Origin of the sequence: Acinetobacter sp. BWR-L5, assembly GCF_039655985.1 — a bacterium.
Lineage (GTDB): Bacteria > Pseudomonadota > Gammaproteobacteria > Pseudomonadales > Moraxellaceae > Acinetobacter > Acinetobacter johnsonii.
Genome location: NZ_JAGFEV010000005.1, coordinates 94,326 through 114,326, shown reverse-complemented (window position 1 = coordinate 114,326; position 20,001 = coordinate 94,326). Strand labels below are relative to the sequence as shown.

The 20,001-nt window shown below is 39.6% G+C and carries 15 protein-coding genes; 13 read left to right on the top strand and 2 right to left on the bottom strand.

Features of this window, described 5'->3' with window-relative positions; all coding sequences use genetic code 11:
* Positions 1-78: 78 nt before the first annotated feature.
* The 3 genes from folB (at position 79) to JZ787_RS10415 (ending at position 1,460) form a co-directional block, all read left to right on the top strand.
* Positions 79-459 (top strand): dihydroneopterin aldolase, encoded by a 381-nt coding sequence (gene folB / locus JZ787_RS10425; RefSeq protein WP_010327015.1) that lies wholly within the window; start codon positions 79-81, stop codon positions 457-459.
* The gene (locus JZ787_RS10420; RefSeq protein ID WP_218288337.1) at positions 416-859 is read left to right on the top strand and encodes a 2-amino-4-hydroxy-6-hydroxymethyldihydropteridine diphosphokinase; all 444 of its coding nucleotides are present in this window, start codon (positions 416-418) and stop codon (positions 857-859) included. Before folB ends, JZ787_RS10420 begins: the two co-directional genes overlap by 44 nt.
* 163 nt (positions 860-1,022) lie before the next feature.
* Positions 1,023-1,460, top strand: coding sequence for a hypothetical protein (locus JZ787_RS10415; RefSeq protein ID WP_168158978.1), 438 nt, complete (start codon positions 1,023-1,025; stop codon positions 1,458-1,460).
* Between the two features lie 68 nt (positions 1,461-1,528).
* On the opposite strand, the gene coq7 is transcribed toward JZ787_RS10415, so the two are convergent.
* Both coq7 and JZ787_RS10405 read right to left on the bottom strand, forming a co-directional pair.
* Positions 1,529-2,164: a 2-polyprenyl-3-methyl-6-methoxy-1,4-benzoquinone monooxygenase gene (gene coq7 / locus JZ787_RS10410; RefSeq protein ID WP_004696505.1), complete on the bottom strand. Its 636-nt coding sequence runs from the start codon at positions 2,162-2,164 to the stop codon at positions 1,529-1,531.
* 4 nt (positions 2,165-2,168) lie between these two features.
* Entirely contained in the window at positions 2,169-3,488 is a 1,320-nt protein-coding gene (locus JZ787_RS10405; RefSeq protein ID WP_346312251.1) for an MFS transporter, read from the bottom strand.
* Between the two features lie 176 nt (positions 3,489-3,664).
* Between JZ787_RS10405 and JZ787_RS10400 the strand changes: the two genes are divergently transcribed.
* From JZ787_RS10400 to JZ787_RS10355, 10 genes are all read left to right on the top strand, one after another.
* Positions 3,665-6,418 carry a BamA/TamA family outer membrane protein gene (locus JZ787_RS10400; protein ID WP_346312250.1) on the top strand — a complete coding sequence of 918 codons (2,754 nt, stop codon included), beginning with the start codon at positions 3,665-3,667 and terminating at the stop codon, positions 6,416-6,418.
* Between the two features lie 25 nt (positions 6,419-6,443).
* Positions 6,444-10,961, top strand: a complete 4,518-nt coding sequence (locus JZ787_RS10395; protein WP_346312249.1) for a translocation/assembly module TamB domain-containing protein — start codon at positions 6,444-6,446, stop codon at positions 10,959-10,961.
* Positions 10,962-11,169: 208 nt separating this feature from the next.
* Positions 11,170-11,373: a hypothetical protein gene (locus JZ787_RS10390; protein WP_168158845.1), complete on the top strand. Its 204-nt coding sequence runs from the start codon at positions 11,170-11,172 to the stop codon at positions 11,371-11,373.
* Positions 11,374-11,518: 145 nt separating this feature from the next.
* Positions 11,519-11,953 (top strand): I78 family peptidase inhibitor, encoded by a 435-nt coding sequence (locus JZ787_RS10385; RefSeq protein ID WP_010327008.1) that lies wholly within the window; start codon positions 11,519-11,521, stop codon positions 11,951-11,953.
* Between the two features lie 108 nt (positions 11,954-12,061).
* Positions 12,062-12,421, top strand: coding sequence for a hypothetical protein (locus JZ787_RS10380; protein WP_010327007.1), 360 nt, complete (start codon positions 12,062-12,064; stop codon positions 12,419-12,421).
* Between the two features lie 121 nt (positions 12,422-12,542).
* Complete coding sequence (locus JZ787_RS10375; RefSeq protein WP_010327006.1) at positions 12,543-12,812, top strand: hypothetical protein; 270 nt, start codon at positions 12,543-12,545, stop codon at positions 12,810-12,812.
* A gap of 294 nt (positions 12,813-13,106) precedes the next feature.
* Complete coding sequence (locus tag JZ787_RS10370; protein ID WP_234964441.1) at positions 13,107-15,746, top strand: bifunctional aconitate hydratase 2/2-methylisocitrate dehydratase; 2,640 nt, start codon at positions 13,107-13,109, stop codon at positions 15,744-15,746.
* Positions 15,747-15,819: 73 nt separating this feature from the next.
* Positions 15,820-16,806, top strand: a complete 987-nt coding sequence (locus tag JZ787_RS10365; protein WP_094148167.1) for a PD-(D/E)XK nuclease family protein — start codon at positions 15,820-15,822, stop codon at positions 16,804-16,806.
* Between the two features lie 194 nt (positions 16,807-17,000).
* Positions 17,001-17,216, top strand: a complete 216-nt coding sequence (locus JZ787_RS10360) for a hypothetical protein (protein WP_259233255.1) — start codon at positions 17,001-17,003, stop codon at positions 17,214-17,216.
* Positions 17,217-17,632: 416 nt separating this feature from the next.
* Positions 17,633-19,864, top strand: coding sequence for a TonB-dependent siderophore receptor (locus JZ787_RS10355; protein ID WP_346312248.1), 2,232 nt, complete (start codon positions 17,633-17,635; stop codon positions 19,862-19,864).
* Positions 19,865-20,001 lie beyond the last annotated feature (137 nt).

Here is a 20,001-nt window from a genome sequence, read left to right as displayed (position 1 = left end):
GCTTTCCTGTTTAGGGGATGAAAAACTTAGTTTCCTAAGACAGGGATTAAAATGTCAAAATCTGTTAAAGGTAATAATGTGGACGCAATTATCATTGAAGGCTTAAAAGTTGAAACAGTGGTTGGCTGTTTTAACTGGGAACGTCAGATTATTCAGCCTTTAATGTTGGATATGATTATTCAAACGGATTTGGAGCAAGCATCAAACTCAGATGACTTAGACCATACCTTAAATTATGCTGAAATTTGTGAAATTGCAGCAAAGGTCATTCAAGACGCCAAGCCTGAACTGATTGAACATGCGGCAAAATTGGTCATCAACGCACTTTTTTCTACCTTTCATGCGATTGAATCGATTAATATTACCATCCGTAAGCCTGCCATTATCGCGCAAGCAAATTCTGTAGGAATTCGTCTTGAACGCCACCGAAACGATTTTCGCCCTAGCTCTGGCGAGTAATAATAATCCAAAGCAACATTTTTTATATGCCTCTGAGCAACTTGCTAAAATTGGGCAACTACAATTTTCGAATATTTATTTAATTCCATGCCGTGATGGGGTTGGGGCAGATTATTGGAATGCAGCCTGTTTGTTGAAATCGTCTTTGTCTGTTACCGAGATTTCAGTATTGCTGAAAAATATGGAAGCCACATCTGGGCGTGTCCGTCCATCACATCAGATTTCACTGGATGTCGATTTGATTGCATGGGGTGAAAACTTAGAACATATGCAGTTCAATCCCAAAAAATTGCCTTTGGCTTTAGATGTTAAAATTCCAATGTTCGATGTGTGGAAGGATAATGCATTTCAACATCAAACGCATACATTTCCAACGGTAAGCTGCTTGGAAACCAAATAACATATCGAAGTGTGATTGGCAGTTGAACTGGCTTAACATGCTCATAAAACACAATTCACAGCGAGCTATTTTCATGAAAATACAAATTTTGAGTGCTCTTTCTTTAGCAGTGTTTCTAGCGGGCTGTCATTCAACTCCGTCCAAAATGACAGCGACAACTGCTATGGATAAAACGAGTGTATCTCAAACGACTGAAAAACAAGGGTTAAAACTAGCTGTTCAGACCTATACCCAAGATCAATCGGATTATCAAACTAGCCTATATGATTTAAACCAAGACGGAATCGATGATGCCGTGGTGCTATTAAGTGGGATGGAGTGGTGTGGTTCAGGTGGCTGTACGTTGCTGGTCTTTAAAGGTCTTGCAGATGGGAGTTTCCAACCGCATAGCAAAATGACTGTTTCATCTACACCGATTTATGCTTTAAGTACTCAAACCCAAGGTTGGCGTGATTTATCGGTCTATACCCGAGGTTTAGGACAGGTCATACTGAAGTACAATGGGAAAAGCTATCCATCCAATCCATCACTAGCGTCAAAATATACGGCGAATTTAAAGCAAGCGGGTAATACTTTATTACTGCCGATATCAGCGGAATAAGCAAATTAGAGTCAATAAAAAAGCAGTGGCATAACCACTGCTTTTTTATAAGAGTAAGGCATATTTGCTTAAATAAAATAACTGGTCTTGGTCATGAGTTTTGAAATAGCCGTCATGGTAATTTTGACAGGAATTGGCAAATCGACTCCGCCAGCATTCAGTGCTGTATCACGGTGATGCAATTCGTCTTCATTCATTTGCACAAGAATATTACGTGAACGGTCATCTTGAGCAGGGAGTTGGCTGATGTGATGCTGTAAGTGCAGGCTCACTTGGCGTTCAGTTTCTGCAACAAAACCTAAGCTATATTTATCACCTGCAATGCCTGCGATTGCACCCATACCAAAGGATAAACCGTACCAAATTGGATTAAGCAGACTGGTATGGCTGTCTAGCTCTTTTAAGCGGTCTTCACACCATGCAAGATGGTCTTGTTCTTCAATCGCGGCTTGTTCCATTTCGCGGCGTACATTTGGCAATTTTGCGGTTAATGCTTGCCCATGATAAAGCGCTTGCGCACAGACTTCACCACTATGGTTGACCCGCATTAAACCTGCAACATGACGCGCTTCACTCACTGCGAGTTGAGTTTCTACCGCCTTGCCTGGGTTTTCACGTTGAGCAGACGTTGTGCCCGGAACTAAGCTACGCAGGGCTTGATCAAAAGAATTGATAAATTTATCGATGCCAGTGTAATGACGCATAACTTTAGTCCTCTAACTCAGGTTGTACAGTTTTTAGCATGGGTTTGAGTCGATATAACAACCACAGCGTAAAGCCCGCACTCAATACAGCAGTAATGCTGAAAAGTATTTTAATATCAATCTTCAAAACACTTAAAATGATAATCGAAAATATAGCAGAAGACACCATAAACACCGCATTTAATATGTTGTTTGCGGCAACAACACGTGCACGATGTGAACGCGGTGAATAGGCTTGCATCATGGCGTATAGCGGCACAATATAAAAACCGCCACTGATGCCGAGTAAGGTCACCGCAAGCATGACATGGTAGTAAATTGCACCGTGGTTAAACATATCCGCGACATTCATCATTGCCCCTGTACGCTCTGGGACATAAGCCAGACTCAAAGCCAAGTAAAAGGCAAATAGGGTGAGTCCAATCGCACCGATAGGCACTATTTTAATATTCACTTCAGAGCCGCCAATTCTACGACACAGCAGGGAGCCAACTCCAATCCCGACAGAAAAGAACGTGAGTAAAAGACTGACGACATTTTCTGATGCATGTAGGTTTTGTTGAGTCAACTGTGGAATTTGGGTGAGATAGGTCGCGCCGTAAAACCAATACCACGAATTTCCCAGTAAAATCATAAAGATGAGGGGGAGGCTTTTGGCATATTTGAGTGTTTGAAAACTGGTTCTAAAGAAATTCCAGTCAATTTTTAACTCGGGTGAGCTGACTGGCTGTTTTAAAATAAATCGACTGGAGAGATAACCCAAAATGGCAATGATGACGACAGTCAGGCTGATCCAAATAAGATTGCCTTGAGAAACCGAAATGACTGCGCCACCCAAAATCATCCCGATTAAAATAGCAATGGAGGTGCCCGACTGAAATAGCGCATTGCCCGACATGAGTTCATTCGGGTTTAGAATCTCAGGCAAAATGGCGTATTTAATGGGGCCAAAGAAGGTGGAGTGTGTTCCCATCATAAATAGAGCCAAGAGCAGCAGCCATAAATTGCCCAATAAGAAACCCGCGGAACCGATGAGCATAATCACAATTTCTAGAACTTTGATGCCACGAATAAGTTGTGAGCGCTCAAACTTATCGGCAATTTGTCCTGCAGTTGCAGAAAAAATGAAGTAAGGCAAAATAAATAACAGCGCGGCTAAATTATTTAAGGTACTGACATCCGCGGCTTGTTGATTAATCCATCCATAAGTAATGACTAAAAGCAAAGCTTGTTTATAGACATTGTCGTTTAAAGCACCAAAAAATTGGGTAATAAACATGGGAAGAAAACGACGGGTACTTAATAGATGTTCATTGTTTTTCATGCTTTTTGCACTGCATTAAGTTTTATTAAGAAATGTGACTAATTGCTCAAACGTTCAATAAAATCATGTAAGATATTTAAAACCTGAAACTGGTTAAAATAATCAATAGATTTCAGTTCTTTTGTGACAATTCATTAGAGCAAATCCATAACGATTAAATAAATTTAGAGTTTTATATGCTTGCCAAAACACAATTTAAAAAGTCGACTCTTTCATTGAGTATGAATTCTTTCATACCGTGGCATCATAACAATAAATATTTGTGTCTGAGTATCTTTTTAACGCTTTTGTCACAAGCTGCTTTGGCTGAAACGCCCGTTGCGATTGAACCAAGTAACGCGGAAGTCAATCCACAAATTTCTACACAATTCACTGAAGACATTAAAAAAGAAGCAATTCGCCAAGGTATGGGCAGTGCGGACGAATTAAAAAAAGTTGAAAATTCTGTGGTTCAGCCCACGGTTCCAGACAGTATGCAAATGTTGCAACAACAGCAGATGGCTTTAAAAAATTTACCTGAATTTGCACCGATTGAGTTTGATAACCTTGAGGACTTGCCAACTGTCCAAGTTGACCAAGGTATGGCCAATGATATTTATCAGGTAGCTGAGCAAGCGAAAGCAGAAGCCCAAGCTTACCGTAGTGGCCAAAAGACCGAGTTGGTGCTAAGCGATGCAACTCAACAGGAAATGGCGGAAATTAATCAAGCTCCAGTCAATGTTGATCAACTGATGCAAAGCATTCAAGCAGACAGTAAAATTTCAGTAGAAGCCAACACTGAAGGGAATAACTTAGATTTTGGTATGAGCGCTGAAGAGCAAATTGCCAAAGAACCAAATTTCTTTAAGCGCATGCTTTATAAAATTCGACCACCAAGAGCATTAGATACTGCAAAAGTGCCGCGAATCAATGCAGATGTTGAAATCATCAATGCGAAATATGAAGGCGAGATATCCAATAAAGCGTATCAGGCTGCTTTGGTCAATTTAAAAGAAAATATTGAAGGCAAGGTTTCGAGCTTTACTGAAGAATCTTTTGAAGACTTTCCTTCAGCACTGCCACAGTTGCGGACACTTTCCAACCAAGCTGCTCAAGCCGTTGGGTTTTATAATGCTGAGTTTAAGTTTGAAAAAACCAGCAGTAATCGTGTGCGCATTCAAGTGGTACCGAATAACCCTGTGCGGATTGAAGAACAAAACATCGAGTTTAGTGGTGCAGGTCAGTACTTACCGCAGTTCCAAGTGATTAAAGTCTTACCAGAGCAAGATGTCGGTGATGTATTACACCATGGTTTATATGAGTCGACTAAAGCACGAATTAATGAAGCTGCTAGTAATAACGGTTTCTTTGATAGTTACTGGCGTTTACATGATGTGAAAGTTGAACAGCCGCAAAATACGGCAGACATTAACTTACGTTATGAAACAGGTGAACGTTATAAACTCGGCGGTGTTGAGTTTGTGATGAGCGACCCAAGCAAACCGCTCCCTATTGATTTAGATGTTTTACAAAGTTTAGTGACTTGGGAGCCTGGGGCGGATTATACTTTTTGGCGTGTTAATGGTTTGGCTAATAATTTGACCAACTCACGTTACTTTAACTACAGCTTGGTAGATGCTGTTCGACCTGATCCTGTAGAAAGGGTTCGTGAGTTACCCCCTGATTTACAGCAGTTGGTCGATGACCAACAACTTTCTCGTCAGGATGTTCTGGTTCAAGAAAAACAGGAAGTTGTTTCAAGCCGTGAAGTGACGCAGTCTGTGGTAAGTGAAGCACAGTTTGCTGGTGTCAATGATGCCGAGCAAAATCAAGCACAATTAGAACTTCGCAGCGCACAAGAAACCAAAAAAAGTGAAGAAGAACGTTTAAAACTTGAAGCTCGAGAAACAAAAGTGATCCCTGTCAAAGTCACTTTAAACGCGGACCAGTTAAATAGTGTCGAGGTTGGTGCGGGTTATGGTAGTGATTCTGGGGCGCGTTTGCGTACACAATATCGCCGTGCGATTGTAAACCAACGTGGCCACTCATTTGATGCCAACTTAGAGCTTTCAGAAATCCGACAGGCTATTGATGGTCGCTATAATATTCCCTATAAACATCCACTAAATGATTATATCAGTCTCGTGGGCGGCTATGAGCGTGAAGAACGTGATGATGTCGGACAAGGTGTAAACTTACTCACCGAGTCTGCTGTTGCAGGGGCAGACCGTGTTATTAAAAACCCAATGGGCAATTGGCAACATACCTATGGTGTACGTTACCGTTTAGACCGACTGACGCAAAAGGGTTCAGCGAATGTAGATGATTTGCCGGATGCATTTATTGCAAATAATGATCCTGAGCAAGAGTCGCTTTTATTGGGCTATGAAATTTCTAGAATTGACAGCGATAAACGTGTAAACCCAAGTAAAGGTATTAAACAAACTTATAAAATTGAATTGGGTAGCGAAAGCCTACTTTCAGATGCCGATATGGCTATCGTAAATGCGGGTTGGCGCTTTATCTATTCATTGGGTGAAAATGACAACCATCAGTTTGTTGGGCGTGGTGATCTCGGTTATATCTTCACTGAAGACTTTAATAAAGTCCCTTATAACTTACGTTATTTCACGGGTGGTGACCAAGGCATTCGCGGTTTTGACTATAAGAGTCTGTCTCCAGTGGTTGATGGCTTTAAAGTGGGCGGTCAGGCCTTAGCTGTTGGCTCGATGGAGTACAATTACCAGTTTAAAGAAGGCTGGCGTGCAGCAGTATTCAGCGATTTTGGTAATGCTTATGATACAGATTTTAGCAATGACACCGAATATAGTGTCGGTCTTGGCGTACGCTGGGCCTCACCAATTGGCTCTATTCGTATAGATGTAGCTTCAGGAATTTCTGATGATAGTCATCCGATACGTGTGCATTTCTTTATTGGCTCATTATTATAAAATTTAAGACTTTTTTGGGAAGACTATGGCTGAAGTAGAACAGCAGCAAGAACCAACGCCACCTGCGCCGCACATCAAACAGCGACGGATTTTTAGAAGTGTCATTTTGACGCTGTTGTTGACGCTCATTTTGTTGGTGATATCGCTTGCGGTCATGTTTTCTACTGATAAAGGCAGTAAGTTTCTACTCGACCAAGTTTTACAACGTCAGCAGATTATCCAATATGAATATGAAGGTGGTAATCTGTGGAAAGGCATTATCCTTAAAAATGTGGTGGTCACCTTAAAACCTGTTGATGTCAAAATTGACCGTGCCGATGTGGTTTTAGGCTGGCGTGCCATTTTGAATAAAGAGATTCATCTACGTGAAGCCGATGTGCGCAATTTGCGCATCATTACCAAAGGTGAGCCGAGTGATGAACCCTTTAAGTTCAGCGAAATTAAATTACCCTTTGTTTTACGGTTAGATACAGCAGATGTTGATCATTTAAATATCCGTACTGCATCCGATGCCCAAGTAGATTTTTATGATGTGCATTTAAATAATGCCCTTTGGTCAGGGACGGAACTTGAGTTTGAAGACTCTCGTATGGACATGGGCTATTTAGCAGTTCGTAAAGCAACTGGGAAAATGAAATTCTCAGGGAAATATCCACTTGAAGCGACGGCCATTGCCAACTTACCGGCACTGCGTGATAGTTTAAATGTGCATGATATTGCTGTACATGCAACAGGCACGCTGGACACCATTCAAGCGGGTTTTGCAACGCGGACGCCTGACCTGTTGACAGGTTGGGCCATTTTGCACCCTGTACGTAAGCATGTACCGATGCAAGGTCAGCTTAAATTTAATCATTACAACTTACCACTGCTGACCGATTACAAACTCTATGCTGAAAAAGGCGTTGCTAAATTTTCAGGTGATATCGAACGTTTAGATATCGATTTAAATACAGATTTAAGTGGTAAAGATATTCCAAAAGGTCAATATACTGCTTTGATGCATACCGATTTGGTTCATCAACTTGATATTGATAACCTAAATGCTCAGTTGATGAAAGGTTCGGTCAATCTGGGTGGTGTGGTAAGTTGGAAGGATCATGTCACTTGGGATATACAAGGTCGTTTAGATAAAATCAATCCTAAAGATGATGTACTGCCACAAGTGGTTTCTGACTTTCTACCACCAAGTTTGGATGCAAAAATTGCATCCAAAGGCACACTTGAAAAAGGTTTGCACTTAACCGCAGATCTAGACTTTGATCGTTATGAAGCATGGCATCTCGCACTAGACCAAAACCCAGAGAAAAATAACAAAGTCCAGCCAATGTTGATGGATGTCTCTTGGAAAAATATTGACCGCGCCATGCCTTATATCGGCTGGTTAAGTAGTGCTTCAGGGGATGTAAAACTGGCGTTGGTTGAAGGTCAGCAAGATATTCATGTTGCTACTGTTGTGAGTCAACACGAAAAAGCGACGTTACCTGCGGGTAATTACCTCGCGCAGTTAAATTTTAAAAATAATAATTTAAATGTGCCGAGTTTTAGTTATGTAGCAGGTAAGGGAAGCTTAAGTGGTAATGCGGTGGTAGAGCTGCCAGATGAGAAACGTCAACTGAAGTGGAAAGCTGCTTTAAACGCGAAAGATTTTAACCCGCAAATGGTTGCCGAAGCTTCACCAGTTAATCTATTGAATGGAAAGCTACAAGCAAGTGGCTATGCCAAACCGAATCAGCAGATCATTCAGCTACAGGGGATTGATTTGACTGGAAAGTTAGTGGGTAATAATGAATCGGTTCACTTAACAGGTCAGTCAACTGCAGCACTTCTGTTCAATGATGAAAAAGCGGGTGGTGCTTTCAAAGGCTATGCAGTGAACTATGATGGCGCTTTAAAAGCCAGTCAGTTTGAAGCCAGTCAGGGCACATTAAACCTAAAACTTTCAGGAACGCCTGAATTTATTAAAGTGACTGAGCTGAAACACAATGGTGTAGCAGGTCAAATTAATGCCAGTGGTTTGGTGCATTTTATTCACGGCATCACTTGGGATGTGAATGCAGCATTCATTCGTTTTAAACCACAATATTTTGCGTCTAGTGTTAAAGGCGAATTGTCTGGTGTAGTGAAAACCAAAGGCACATGGTCGGATGCTTTAAAACGCATTAACATTGAGAGCCTAAACCTCGCAGGTACACTGAACAATAAGCCAGTCCGTGGTACAGGTAATTTAGCTTTGGTGCTCAACTCCAGCGAAAAAGGCTTTTTACCGCAACAGTTTGAAGCGAATAATCTACTGTTGGCGTATGCTAAAAACCAAGTGCAAGCGACGGGTAATGCACAAAACCTAAGATTGAATATTAATGCACCTGCTCTGTATGAAATTTATGCGGGCTTACGTGGCCGTGCCTACGGCTATTTAAATATCCAATCTCAACCACGCCTAAGGGCCACCGCAAACTTAGCAGTGGATAATTTTGGCTTTAAAGATCTGATTGATATGCGTAAATTACGCATTGTCGGGCAGTTACCGACATCGGAAACAACGCCGTCATTATTGACTGCAAAAATGGAAAGCTTAAGAAGTGGTAATCGTGAAATTCAGCAAGGTGAAATTTCACTGGCAGGTATTCGTAAAGCCCATTTATTAAAAGTTTCTGCACAAAACGAAAAGTCGAAATTTTATGTGCAATTGGCAGGTGGTTTTAATGCGCAAAATGATTGGTTAGGCCAGATCCAAAAAGGTGATTTTGACTCTTTACGCGCACGTTTGGTACAGCGCCAAAGTGCAGCCGTGGTCTATAACAGTGCCAAAGCAGATTTGTTGATTGGCGCGCATTGTTGGATGAGTCAACAAAGTCAGTTGTGTTTTGACCAGCCGATTCGTGTCAGTAAAACACGTGGAAATATTTCATTCGTGACTCAAAACCTAGACCTAAACGACTTTGCTGCCTTTATGCCTGAAGGGTTAGCAATTACAGGTAAGTTAAATGGTCATGCTAAAGCGGTTTGGGCACAAGGGTCTAAACCAAAAATTGATGCGCGCTTAGTCACCCGTAATGGTGTGATTGGCTTGGCGGCGGATGACCCACAAGATATGGGCTCAACCTTAAAATATGAACAAGTGGCTTTGGTTGCCAAAAGCATCGCAGAAGGATTACAAATCCGTTTGGATGTCAAAACACCTGAAATTGGTGTGGGCTATGCCAATGTGGTTATTGATCCATATCGGGACAATTTGCCTATGCGTGGTGAAATTGCATTTGATCAGGTGCAACTCAAAGTCTTTAAACCTTTCATTGCTGATGTACGTTCGATGGGCGGAACACTTTCGTATGCAGGTAAGATTAATGGAACGCTAAAAGCACCACTACTTACAGGCGATGTCCGTCTGAAAGACGGTTCAATTAGTATGATCTCACTGCCAGTCAATTTGACCAATATTCAGTTGTATTCCGCTATACGCCAAGACCAAGCCACCATTAATGGTGCTTTTAACAGTGGTCGTGGTGTGGGTACACTTACAGGGACGGTAGATTGGAAAAATGATCCACGCATTCAGCTTCAGTTGAATGGAGAAAATTTACTAATTCGCCAAGCACCATTAATTACCGCGCTAGTAACACCAAAAATCACACTGGATGTTTTACCATTGAGTAAGAAGTTGACCTTAAACGGTGAAATTCAAGTTCCTCGTGCGTTGATTTCGATGCCTGAAGCATCTGTACCTGTGGTGAATGTATCATCTGATGTACGCGTGGTCAGAGAAGGTCAAAACCAATTAGCGATTTTAAATAGCGCAAAACCTTGGGATATTCGTGCCGATGTGATGGTCGGATTAGGTAATCAAGTTTTCTTCCAAGGGTTTAATAGCCGTATTCCATTGTTAGGGCGTTTATATCTATCGCAGCGTGGTGCTGAAACCGCAATGCGTGCCAATGGTGCAATTGGGGTAAGTCAGAAAGTTAAAATTGAAGCTTATGGACAGAGTTTGGATTTAAACCGTGCCATTGCACGTTTTAACGGTGTGTTGAGCAACCCAACACTGGATGTTGATGCAAATAAAAATGTACAAGGTAGTACGGTGGGTTTCCGTGTAACGGGTACAGCAACATCACCCAATATTCAAGTCTATAACGATGCAGGGCTTTCTGAGCAAGAGGCTTTGAATGCATTAATTACAGGTCGTATTAACGAAGGTACAACTGGTTTAAGTCAAACGGAAGGCTTTAAGTCAGATGTCAACAACACCATTGCTGCCGCAGGGATCAGTTTAGGTTTAGGCGGTACACGCGCTTTTACGAACCAAATTGGACGTACTTTTGGCTTAAGTGGTTTGGCGTTGGATGCGCAAGGTACAGGGGATGACACACAAGTCAGTCTGACGGGGTATATTACACCTGACTTATATATTCGTTATGGTGTGGGTGTCTTTACACCAGTCAATAAACTGACTCTGCGTTATCAAATGAACAAACGTATGTACTTAGAGGCGAGTCAGTCATTAGAGCGTGCCATCGACGTCTTTTATAACTGGAAGTTCTAAAGCCAGCCTCCTGCTAAATAAAGCCTCCATCATGTAGGCTTTATTTTTAGGGGTTAAAAAAAGCTTAATCTGCCATTTGATAAAACTCTTTATTTGATAGATGAAGAAAACCTATGAATAACAGACACTAGATACTTAAAATCAATTAAACCATAATCAAAGTAGGTGTATAGTAAATGGACTTGCTAAATTTAGAGTGATGATCCCTATGCCGATCAATTTTGTAATACGTTTTGCAGCGATTTTATTTTTAGTTTTAATTTTAGTGGCGCTTGCTATTCAGTTTTTCTTTGATCCGCACTATACCGTGGTCTTTTGGATTTTTGCCATGCCGTTCATTTTAGGTACTCCAATTCTAGCATCTGTAGTTTTAGCGAAAAACGAAGAGCTTGATATTCACTCAGTCAATTAAAAATGACATAAAAATACAGCTTTTCAATATAAAAAAGCCTGTCAAGTGATGGGCTTTTTTATGCAATCTTAAATTTTGCAAAACTCGCACAGTTTTTTAAAAATATATTTGCTATGTTGATCTTTTATTTAAAGAAATATTTTTTATGAAAAAAATCTTAATGCTTGGATTAATGGTTGCTGCTATTTCGGGTTGTAGTACTGCGCAAAAGAATGAAACTGAAAAGCCAACTTTGGGGATGGCTAATCCTGCCAGTACATACTGTGTTGAACAGGGTGGTAAATTAGAGATTCGAAAAGAGGCCAATGGTGAAGTAGGCTATTGCCATTTGCCGAATGGTCAAGTCATTGAAGAATGGGCGCTTTTCCGTGCTAGTCAAAGCAAATGTGTTGCTGAGCAAGCGACAGCTTTGATTGGTCAGTCAAATTTAACTGAAGCACAGATTAAGCAAAAAACCAGTGCGAAGATGGTACGCTTAGTACAACCGGGGCAGCCTGTGACTATGGATTATCGCGAAGACCGTGTGACAGTAACAGTCGATCCGAAAACCAATAAAGTGGTTCAAGCAAGCTGCGGTTAATTGTTCTAAGAATAAAAGCCCAAATTTGGGCATTTATTCTATTTAAAATGAGTAATGGTTCTTCATTTGAAAAAGTTTGATTATGATAGGGCGAATAGGAGAGTTGTAATGAAAAAGTTATTCGCTTTGGCTGCTGTGATTGCACTGGTGGGTTGTGCTGAAAAAAAACCGTTAACACCAGAAGAGCAATGGCATGGCTATTGTAAAAGTATTGGTAATGCAGCACGTTCAATTATGTTAGACCGTCAAAATGCCATTGAAAAAGATAAAGCAATTGAGCATGCCAATAAAGTTGAAGACGAAATGACCAAAACATTTGCGTTAGAAATTATTGAAGATGTTTATGCTTTACCTGAGGCTGAAATTAAATCCGATATTGAAGGTGCACGTGAAAAAGTTCGTGTGAAATATACTGAAAAATGTATTGCAACACCGCATACTGAAATGCCAGATTACAAACCGTTCTAAGGAACGGTTTTTTTATTTTTTGCATGGAACTTTTTGTGACAAAACTCTAAATCATATATATAGCAAAGCATATAAAAATAAAGAATAATGAACATAGAATAAAAAACGAGAGGAGCAGAAAATGGAAGTTGTTGGCTATTTAAATCACGCTGATTTACTCTTGGAAGATGAAAATGGTGTGGCCGTAATTGGCGGTGGTCATTATGTCCTTAGCTTGGGTGACCATGTATACTTCAAACACGCACTTGACCATGAACCTACACGAATTTCAGTACAAATTTCTTTTGCAAGCTCTGCACATCAAAATTTGCATGATGATGAAATTCAGATGAAATTTGAAGGTTGCCGTGAAAGTTTCAAACAATATATTCAAGCCACAACAGTACACTAAGGTTGAATATTTATATTGCGTAAAAAGAGGCAACATAGGTTGCCTTTTTTGTTTTTAAATGGCAGTTCAAAGTTAATGTGAAACAATTCCAAACGATCTGACTATATTGCCGTTTTTATGTGCAATCAATATGAACATCATTTAGTTAGAAAATAATGGGCATCACGAAGAAACACTTGTAGCGCATTAACTTTTAACTGGAATTTTAGTAAAATTAAGCAGTCCATATTATTTACGTAGCTTTATTTAAAGCAGGAATACGTAAATAATTTTTTAAAAAAGAGGAATAACACCGTGCTAGAAGCTTACCGCCAACACGTTGAAGAACGTGCCGCACTCGGAGTCCCACCGAAGCCACTTGACGATGCTCAAACAGCTGCATTAGTTGAATTATTAAAAAACCCACCAGCTGGCGAAGAAGCATTTTTAGTTGATTTACTAGAAAACCGTGTTCCAGCGGGTGTTGACCAAGCTGCATATGTTAAAGCTGCATTCTTAGCTGCTTTGGCTAAAGGCGAGGCGACTTCACCATTAGTTTCTAAAGAACGTGCGGTTTACTTACTAGGCACTATGCTTGGTGGTTATAACGTTGCTCCTTTAGTTGCTCTTCTTGACGATGCTGCACTTGCTGAATTAGCTGCTGAAGCGCTTAAGAAAACGCTTCTAGTATTTGATGCGTTCCATGACGTTGCAGACAAAGCAAAAGCGGGTAACGCGAATGCACAAGCGGTTATGCAGTCTTGGGCTGATGCTGAATGGTTCACGACTCGTAAAGACGTTCCAACTGAAATCAAACTGACTGTTTTCAAAGTAACTGGCGAAACCAACACTGACGACTTGTCACCTGCGCAAGACGCATGGAGCCGTCCAGACATTCCATTGCACGCAAATGCAATGTTGAAAAACGTACGTGACGGTATCAACCCAGAAGTTCCTGGTGAAGTTGGCCCACTTAACCAAATTAAAGACTTAATCGCGAAAGGCAACCAAGTTGCTTACGTAGGTGACGTTGTTGGTACTGGTTCAAGCCGTAAATCAGCAACTAACTCTGTACTTTGGTTCTTCGGTGACGAAATTGCTCACATCCCGAACAAAAAAGACGGTGGTTACTGCTTAGGTTCTAAAATCGCTCCGATTTTCTTCAACACAATGGAAGATGCTGGCGCGTTGCCAATCGAGATTGATGTTGCAAACATGAACATGGGCGACGAAATCGTTCTTAACATTGATCACGCTGCTGCAAAAGTAACTGCAACTAAAGACGGTGCAGTCATTGCTGAAGCTGAACTTAAAACTCCAGTGCTTCTAGACGAAGTACGTGCGGGTGGTCGTATCAACTTAATCGTTGGTCGTGGTTTGACGACTAAAGCGCGTGAAGCTCTTGGTCTTGCTCCATCGACTTTATTCCGTGCTCCAGTTCAACCTGCTGCTACTGGCAAAGGTTTTACTCAAGCACAGAAAATGGTTGGTCGCGCATGTGGTCTTCCTGAAGGTCAAGGCGTACTTCCAGGTACTTACTGTGAACCTAAGATGACGACTGTTGGTTCGCAAGATACCACTGGTCCAATGACACGTGATGAATTGAAAGACTTGGCTTGCTTAGGTTTCTCTGCTGACCTTGTTATGCAATCTTTCTGTCACACAGCTGCGTATCCAAAACCAGTTGATGTTCAAATGCAACACTCGCTTCCTGATTTCATCATGAACCGTGGTGGTGTATCTCTACGTCCAGGCGACGGTATTATTCACTCTTGGTTAAACCGTATGCTTCTTCCAGATACAGTTGGTACTGGTGGTGACTCACATACGCGTTTCCCAATTGGTATTTCATTCCCTGCGGGTTCTGGTCTTGTAGCCTTCGCTGCTGCGACTGGTGTTATGCCACTGGATATGCCTGAATCTGTACTTGTTAAGTTCAAAGGTAAAATGCAACCTGGTATCACACTACGTGACCTTGTACATGCCATTCCTTACGTTGCAATTCAGCAAGGTGACTTAACTGTAGAGAAGAAAGGTAAGAAAAACATCTTCTCTGGTCGTATCCTTGAGATCGACTTAACAGAAATGGAAACTGACCTTACTGTTGAGCAAGCATTCGAACTTTCTGATGCATCTGCTGAACGTTCTGCTGCTGGTTGTTCTATCACACTTTCTGAAGAGAAAGTTGCTGAATACCTGAAATCAAACATCACAATGTTGAAGTGGATGATTTCTGAAGGTTATGGCGATGCGCGTACTATGGCTCGTCGTGTAGAGAACATGGAAAAATGGTTAGCGAATCCATCACTTCTTAAAGCTGATGCTGACGCTGAATACACGAAAGTGTATGAAATTGACCTTGCGACAATTACTGAACCAGTTCTTTGCTGCCCGAATGACCCAGATGATGCAAAATTGCTTTCTGACGTTCAAGGCGTGAAAATTGACGAAGTATTCGTTGGTTCATGTATGACGAACATCGGTCACTTCCGCGCAACTGGTAAGTTGCTTGAGAAAGTTCCTGGTGGCGTACTTTCAACTCGTTTGTGGATTGCTCCACCTACGCGTATGGACGAACGTCAATTGATGGAAGAGGGTTTCTACAATACTTATGGTAAAGCTGGCGCGCGTACTGAAATGCCAGGTTGTTCATTATGTATGGGTAACCAAGCACGTGTGGCTCCGAACACAACATGTGTATCGACTTCTACACGTAACTTCCCGAACCGTTTAGGTCAAGGTGCGAACGTTTACTTAGCTTCTGCTGAACTTGCTTCTGTTGCTGCTGTACTTGGTAAATTACCAACTCCAGAAGAATACCAACAGTATGCAGCTCAAATTGATAGTATGTCTGCTGACATCTACCAATACTTAAGCTTCGACAAAATGGGCGACTATACTGACGCTGCTGCGAATGTTGATACCAAGAAAATTGCTGCTGCTCAGTTGACTTAATTTATTGATAATTAAGTTTAAATGAGTTAAAAATAAGGGCTGATTTATCAGCCCTTATTTTTTGGATTATAAAATGGATAAACCAAATATTTTTAAATATGCTACAAAAGAATTATCGCAAGATGCTTTTATTTTTTGGCTATTAGATCATGCAAATCCTAAATATGAGAATGTAAATCAAGCTTTAAAAAATTGTGCTTTGAGTTTAATATCAGAATTTTTTAAATTGGAAAATAAAAAAATACCTGAAAAAATTGAACAGTTCAGTCTTTCCAAACAATACAAAAATATTGATATCTTACTTAAAATAAACAATTTTTCTATTATTATTGAAGATAAAACTGGAACCCAATCACATGGAGATCAGCTAACTAGATATCGAAATATTATTGCCTCAGAGGTAGGTGAGGAAAATGTTTTAGCTATATTTTTTAAAACACACGATCAATCTAATTATAAAAAAGAAATAGATGATGGGTTTAAGATTTTTTCTAGAGATAAATTAATTTCAGTTTTAAATATTTATGAGAATGTGCTCAGTGATATTTTTAATGATTTTAAAGACTATATAAATTCAATTGAAAATGAAGTTAACGCATTTGTTCATAAAGAGAAATGGAATCATAAAAATTGGATCGGATTTTTCAAGTATTTGCAAAAAGAGTTGAATCGAGGTAATTGGGGATATGTTCCTAATCAAAATGGTGGGTTCATGGGGTATTGGTGGGCATTTCAAAAAAATGAATTTTGTACACAGTATTTGCAAATTCAAGAAGAAGATCTAGTGTTAAAAATTAATAGTAACAAAGAAGAAAATGACAAAAAATTTAGAAATATTTGTTACAAGCATTATTTAGCTAAAGCTAAGGAGGATGGTTTAAGTTTTGAAAAACCAACCAGATTTGGTAAAGGTGAAACAATGACGATTTTAACAACTAAGTATCTTATTAGAGATGAAAGTTCAGAATTAATAGATATCGAAAGTACTCTTGAGAAACTGAAGAGGTACACTCAATTTATTGAAACTAATTCTTTAAGTCCTGCACAGTTTGTTGATTAAATGAAATAGGCATCTCTTGATATTACAACATGAGGTCATTTGTGTATTGCTTATGACTTCAATCTTTCAGTTGAATATTCACTTTGATAGATTGATATTTCTTTTATAGATATTGTTTGTTCCACTTTACAGTCCATCTAATAAATCGTTTAATCCACGAATTGTTAAATGATTTAAAAAGTTGAAGTACACAAATGGTTAAACAATCTCGATTCCTCTGTATTGGTGGTTTCCTCAACGGAACTCAAGTCAAAGACCAAGGTGATAGCTTTATCTGTGTGGAAAATGGTAAACAAGTGACCTACCGAAAAATGGAAATTTTCCATCAAGACTCGTGGGATCAAGACTACTATGTGTGTGAAACGACAACAGACCAACAAGCTAAAAACTGGGTCTATGACATCGAGTAAGTCGTCGACAAGACCATGAGTTAAAAATAGACCAAAATACACGTGGTCTATTTTTTTTTTTCATATTTATAATTATAAAAAGTTAGAGCATTATAAATAGCGATTGTTTGTTTTTTTACTCAGTTTTTCTGTGAAAAGGAACGTATATCGGCAATACAAATATCTTAAATCTAAATTAAAGATGTATTTGCTAATGATAATTAGTATCACTTGCGTTATTTTTTGTTTATAATTTTTCGACATGGATTGATATGTAATGACTCAAACCACTGAGATGTTCGAAAAGGATTTTACGAATCTTAGTACTTGTGATGCTACAAAGGTGCTTGTTTTGCTTAAGCATAGTAGGCACGTGGGCACTTTAAAATTATCAATTCATTGTCTTATTTTTTCTCATTAGCTGTGAATGTCCTGATATGTTTATACGTCCTCTGTCTACGCAAAAGCCACTCTATTTGGCGATGCAAATCATTTTCCTGTCTTCAACTGCCATGCTGTCTATAACTCACGCAAACACCGTGGAAGAGGAGGAGGCGAATGCAACGTCTCAGCCCAATGCACAGTTGGCGACTATTACCCTTACAGCCCAAGATAAAACAGCAGTTACCGAAAATACAGGCAGCTATACGACGAGTAGCACAAATACGGCAACCAAGTTGAATTTATCCCTACGTGAAACCCCACAAACAGTCAAAGTCTATACCCGTGAATATTTGGATGATCGTAACATTGAGTCCTTCCAAGATTTGATGAGTAATATTACAGGTGTATCTACTCCACGTACGGACGAACGTCAACGACCTTATGCACGCGGTTTTGATGTAGATTATTTCCTTATCGATGGCAAGCCAACAACTGCAAACTTAGTGGCAGCTGACCTAGATTTAAGTATTTATGATCGTGTTGAAGTCGTAAAAGGTGCTAATGGTTTAATGACTGGAGCTGGAAGCCCAGCAATGGGTATTAATTTAATCCGTAAGCATGCAAATTCAAGGGAATTTGCTGGATCAGTAAGTGCATCGGCAGGTTCATGGAATAGTTATTCAAGCTCGACGGATCTATCTGCACCTTTAAATAATGATGGTTCACTTCGTGGACGCGTCTTTGTAAAACATTCTGATGAAGATTCATTTATGGATTTTTATGAGAAAGAGCGAAATATTGTTTATGGTGCAATTGATTATGATATTAGCGATAAAACATTATTATCTTTCGCTGCATCTTATCAAGAGTTGAATCGCGATGGTGTGCGTTGGGGAGGCTTACCCGCATTTTATACCGATGGTACCAGAACCAATTTTGATCGATCACTAACAGTTAGTTCTGACTGGACGTATTGGGATGCAAAAACGACGATGCTTTTTGCTGACTTAAAGCATACTTTGTTTAATGATGTAAGCTTAAACGTTTCATATTTATACAGAAAAGAAGATTCATCTTCAAACTTGTTGTACACAACAGGGCAAGTGAATAAAGAAACAAATAAACTTCCTGTCTATAATGAGACTACCAAAAAGTATAATGTTTCTGTTTATGCAGATGATCAACGTACCGATGAAAATAATGTCGATGTTTATATCGCAGCACCTTTCACACTTGCCGGCCGTGAGCAAGAGATTGTTATTGGAGGGGCATGGAATAAATCTGAACTAAAGAAAAATAACTTTGGAGGTTCTTATTATACGGGAGGGAATGTATTAAATGTAGATGCATTAAACTTTAACGATATGAATACCCAAATTGTTGTACCTATAGAAAAAAATCAAAAAGGTGTACTCAATAACACGGTTCAAACAGCAGGTTACATTTCAGGTAAATTCCATATTTTAGATCCATTAAAAGCCGTTGCAGGTGTTCGTGTTTCAAATTGGGAATACGAAGCAGCAGATGGTAAAGGGAATAGAGAGTTTAAAAATGAGATTACGCCTTACTTTGGCCTTATTTATGACGTTGCGCGAGATTATTCAGCATACGTGAGCTATACCAGTATTTTTAAACCACAAAACAGAAAAGATGTAAGTGGCAATTACCTTGATCCTATTGATGGTAAAAGCTATGAAATGGGTTTAAAAGGTGAATATTTGGATGGAAAGCTAAATGCCGCCTTATCTATCTTCCGAATTGAGCAAGATAATGTTGCAGAGCAATTATATGATTCAAATGGAAAAGAAGTAAAAGTTAAAGATAACAACGGGGCTGATACACCAGAAAATGCTTATTTTGCGGCTGAAGGTGTAACAAGTAAAGGGGTTGAGCTCAACATTGATGGTGAGCTTAATGAGAATTGGGGGCTTAGCTTTGGTGTTGCCAATTTTGATGCTAAGGATGCTAAAGGTGTTGATTATAACTCTACCAGTTCTCGGACTACGGCAGACTTATTTGTTAAATATAAAAATGAAGCATGGTATGCCGGTGCTGGCCTAAATTATTTTAGTAAAATTTATAAAGGCACAGGTGCGACGCGTGTGGACAGAGGTGATTTGTATCTTGCAAATGCAATGCTGGGTTATAAGTTTGATCCAAATTTTAGTACACAACTCAATGTAAATAATTTATTTGATAAAAAATATTATGATGGAATAGGCTCAGACTCAATGATTTGGGGCGAACCAAGAAATGCAACATTAAGCTTTCATTATAAATTTTAATTTTAAAGTTACGCTGCTGTAAAAACAAAAAAGACTCAATTGGGTCTTTTTTGTTTTTAAGATGATGTAGTTTTAAAATACTGAGCTCAGTTTTAAAACATCATGTAATCTAAAGCATAGAAATTGTACATTGAGAA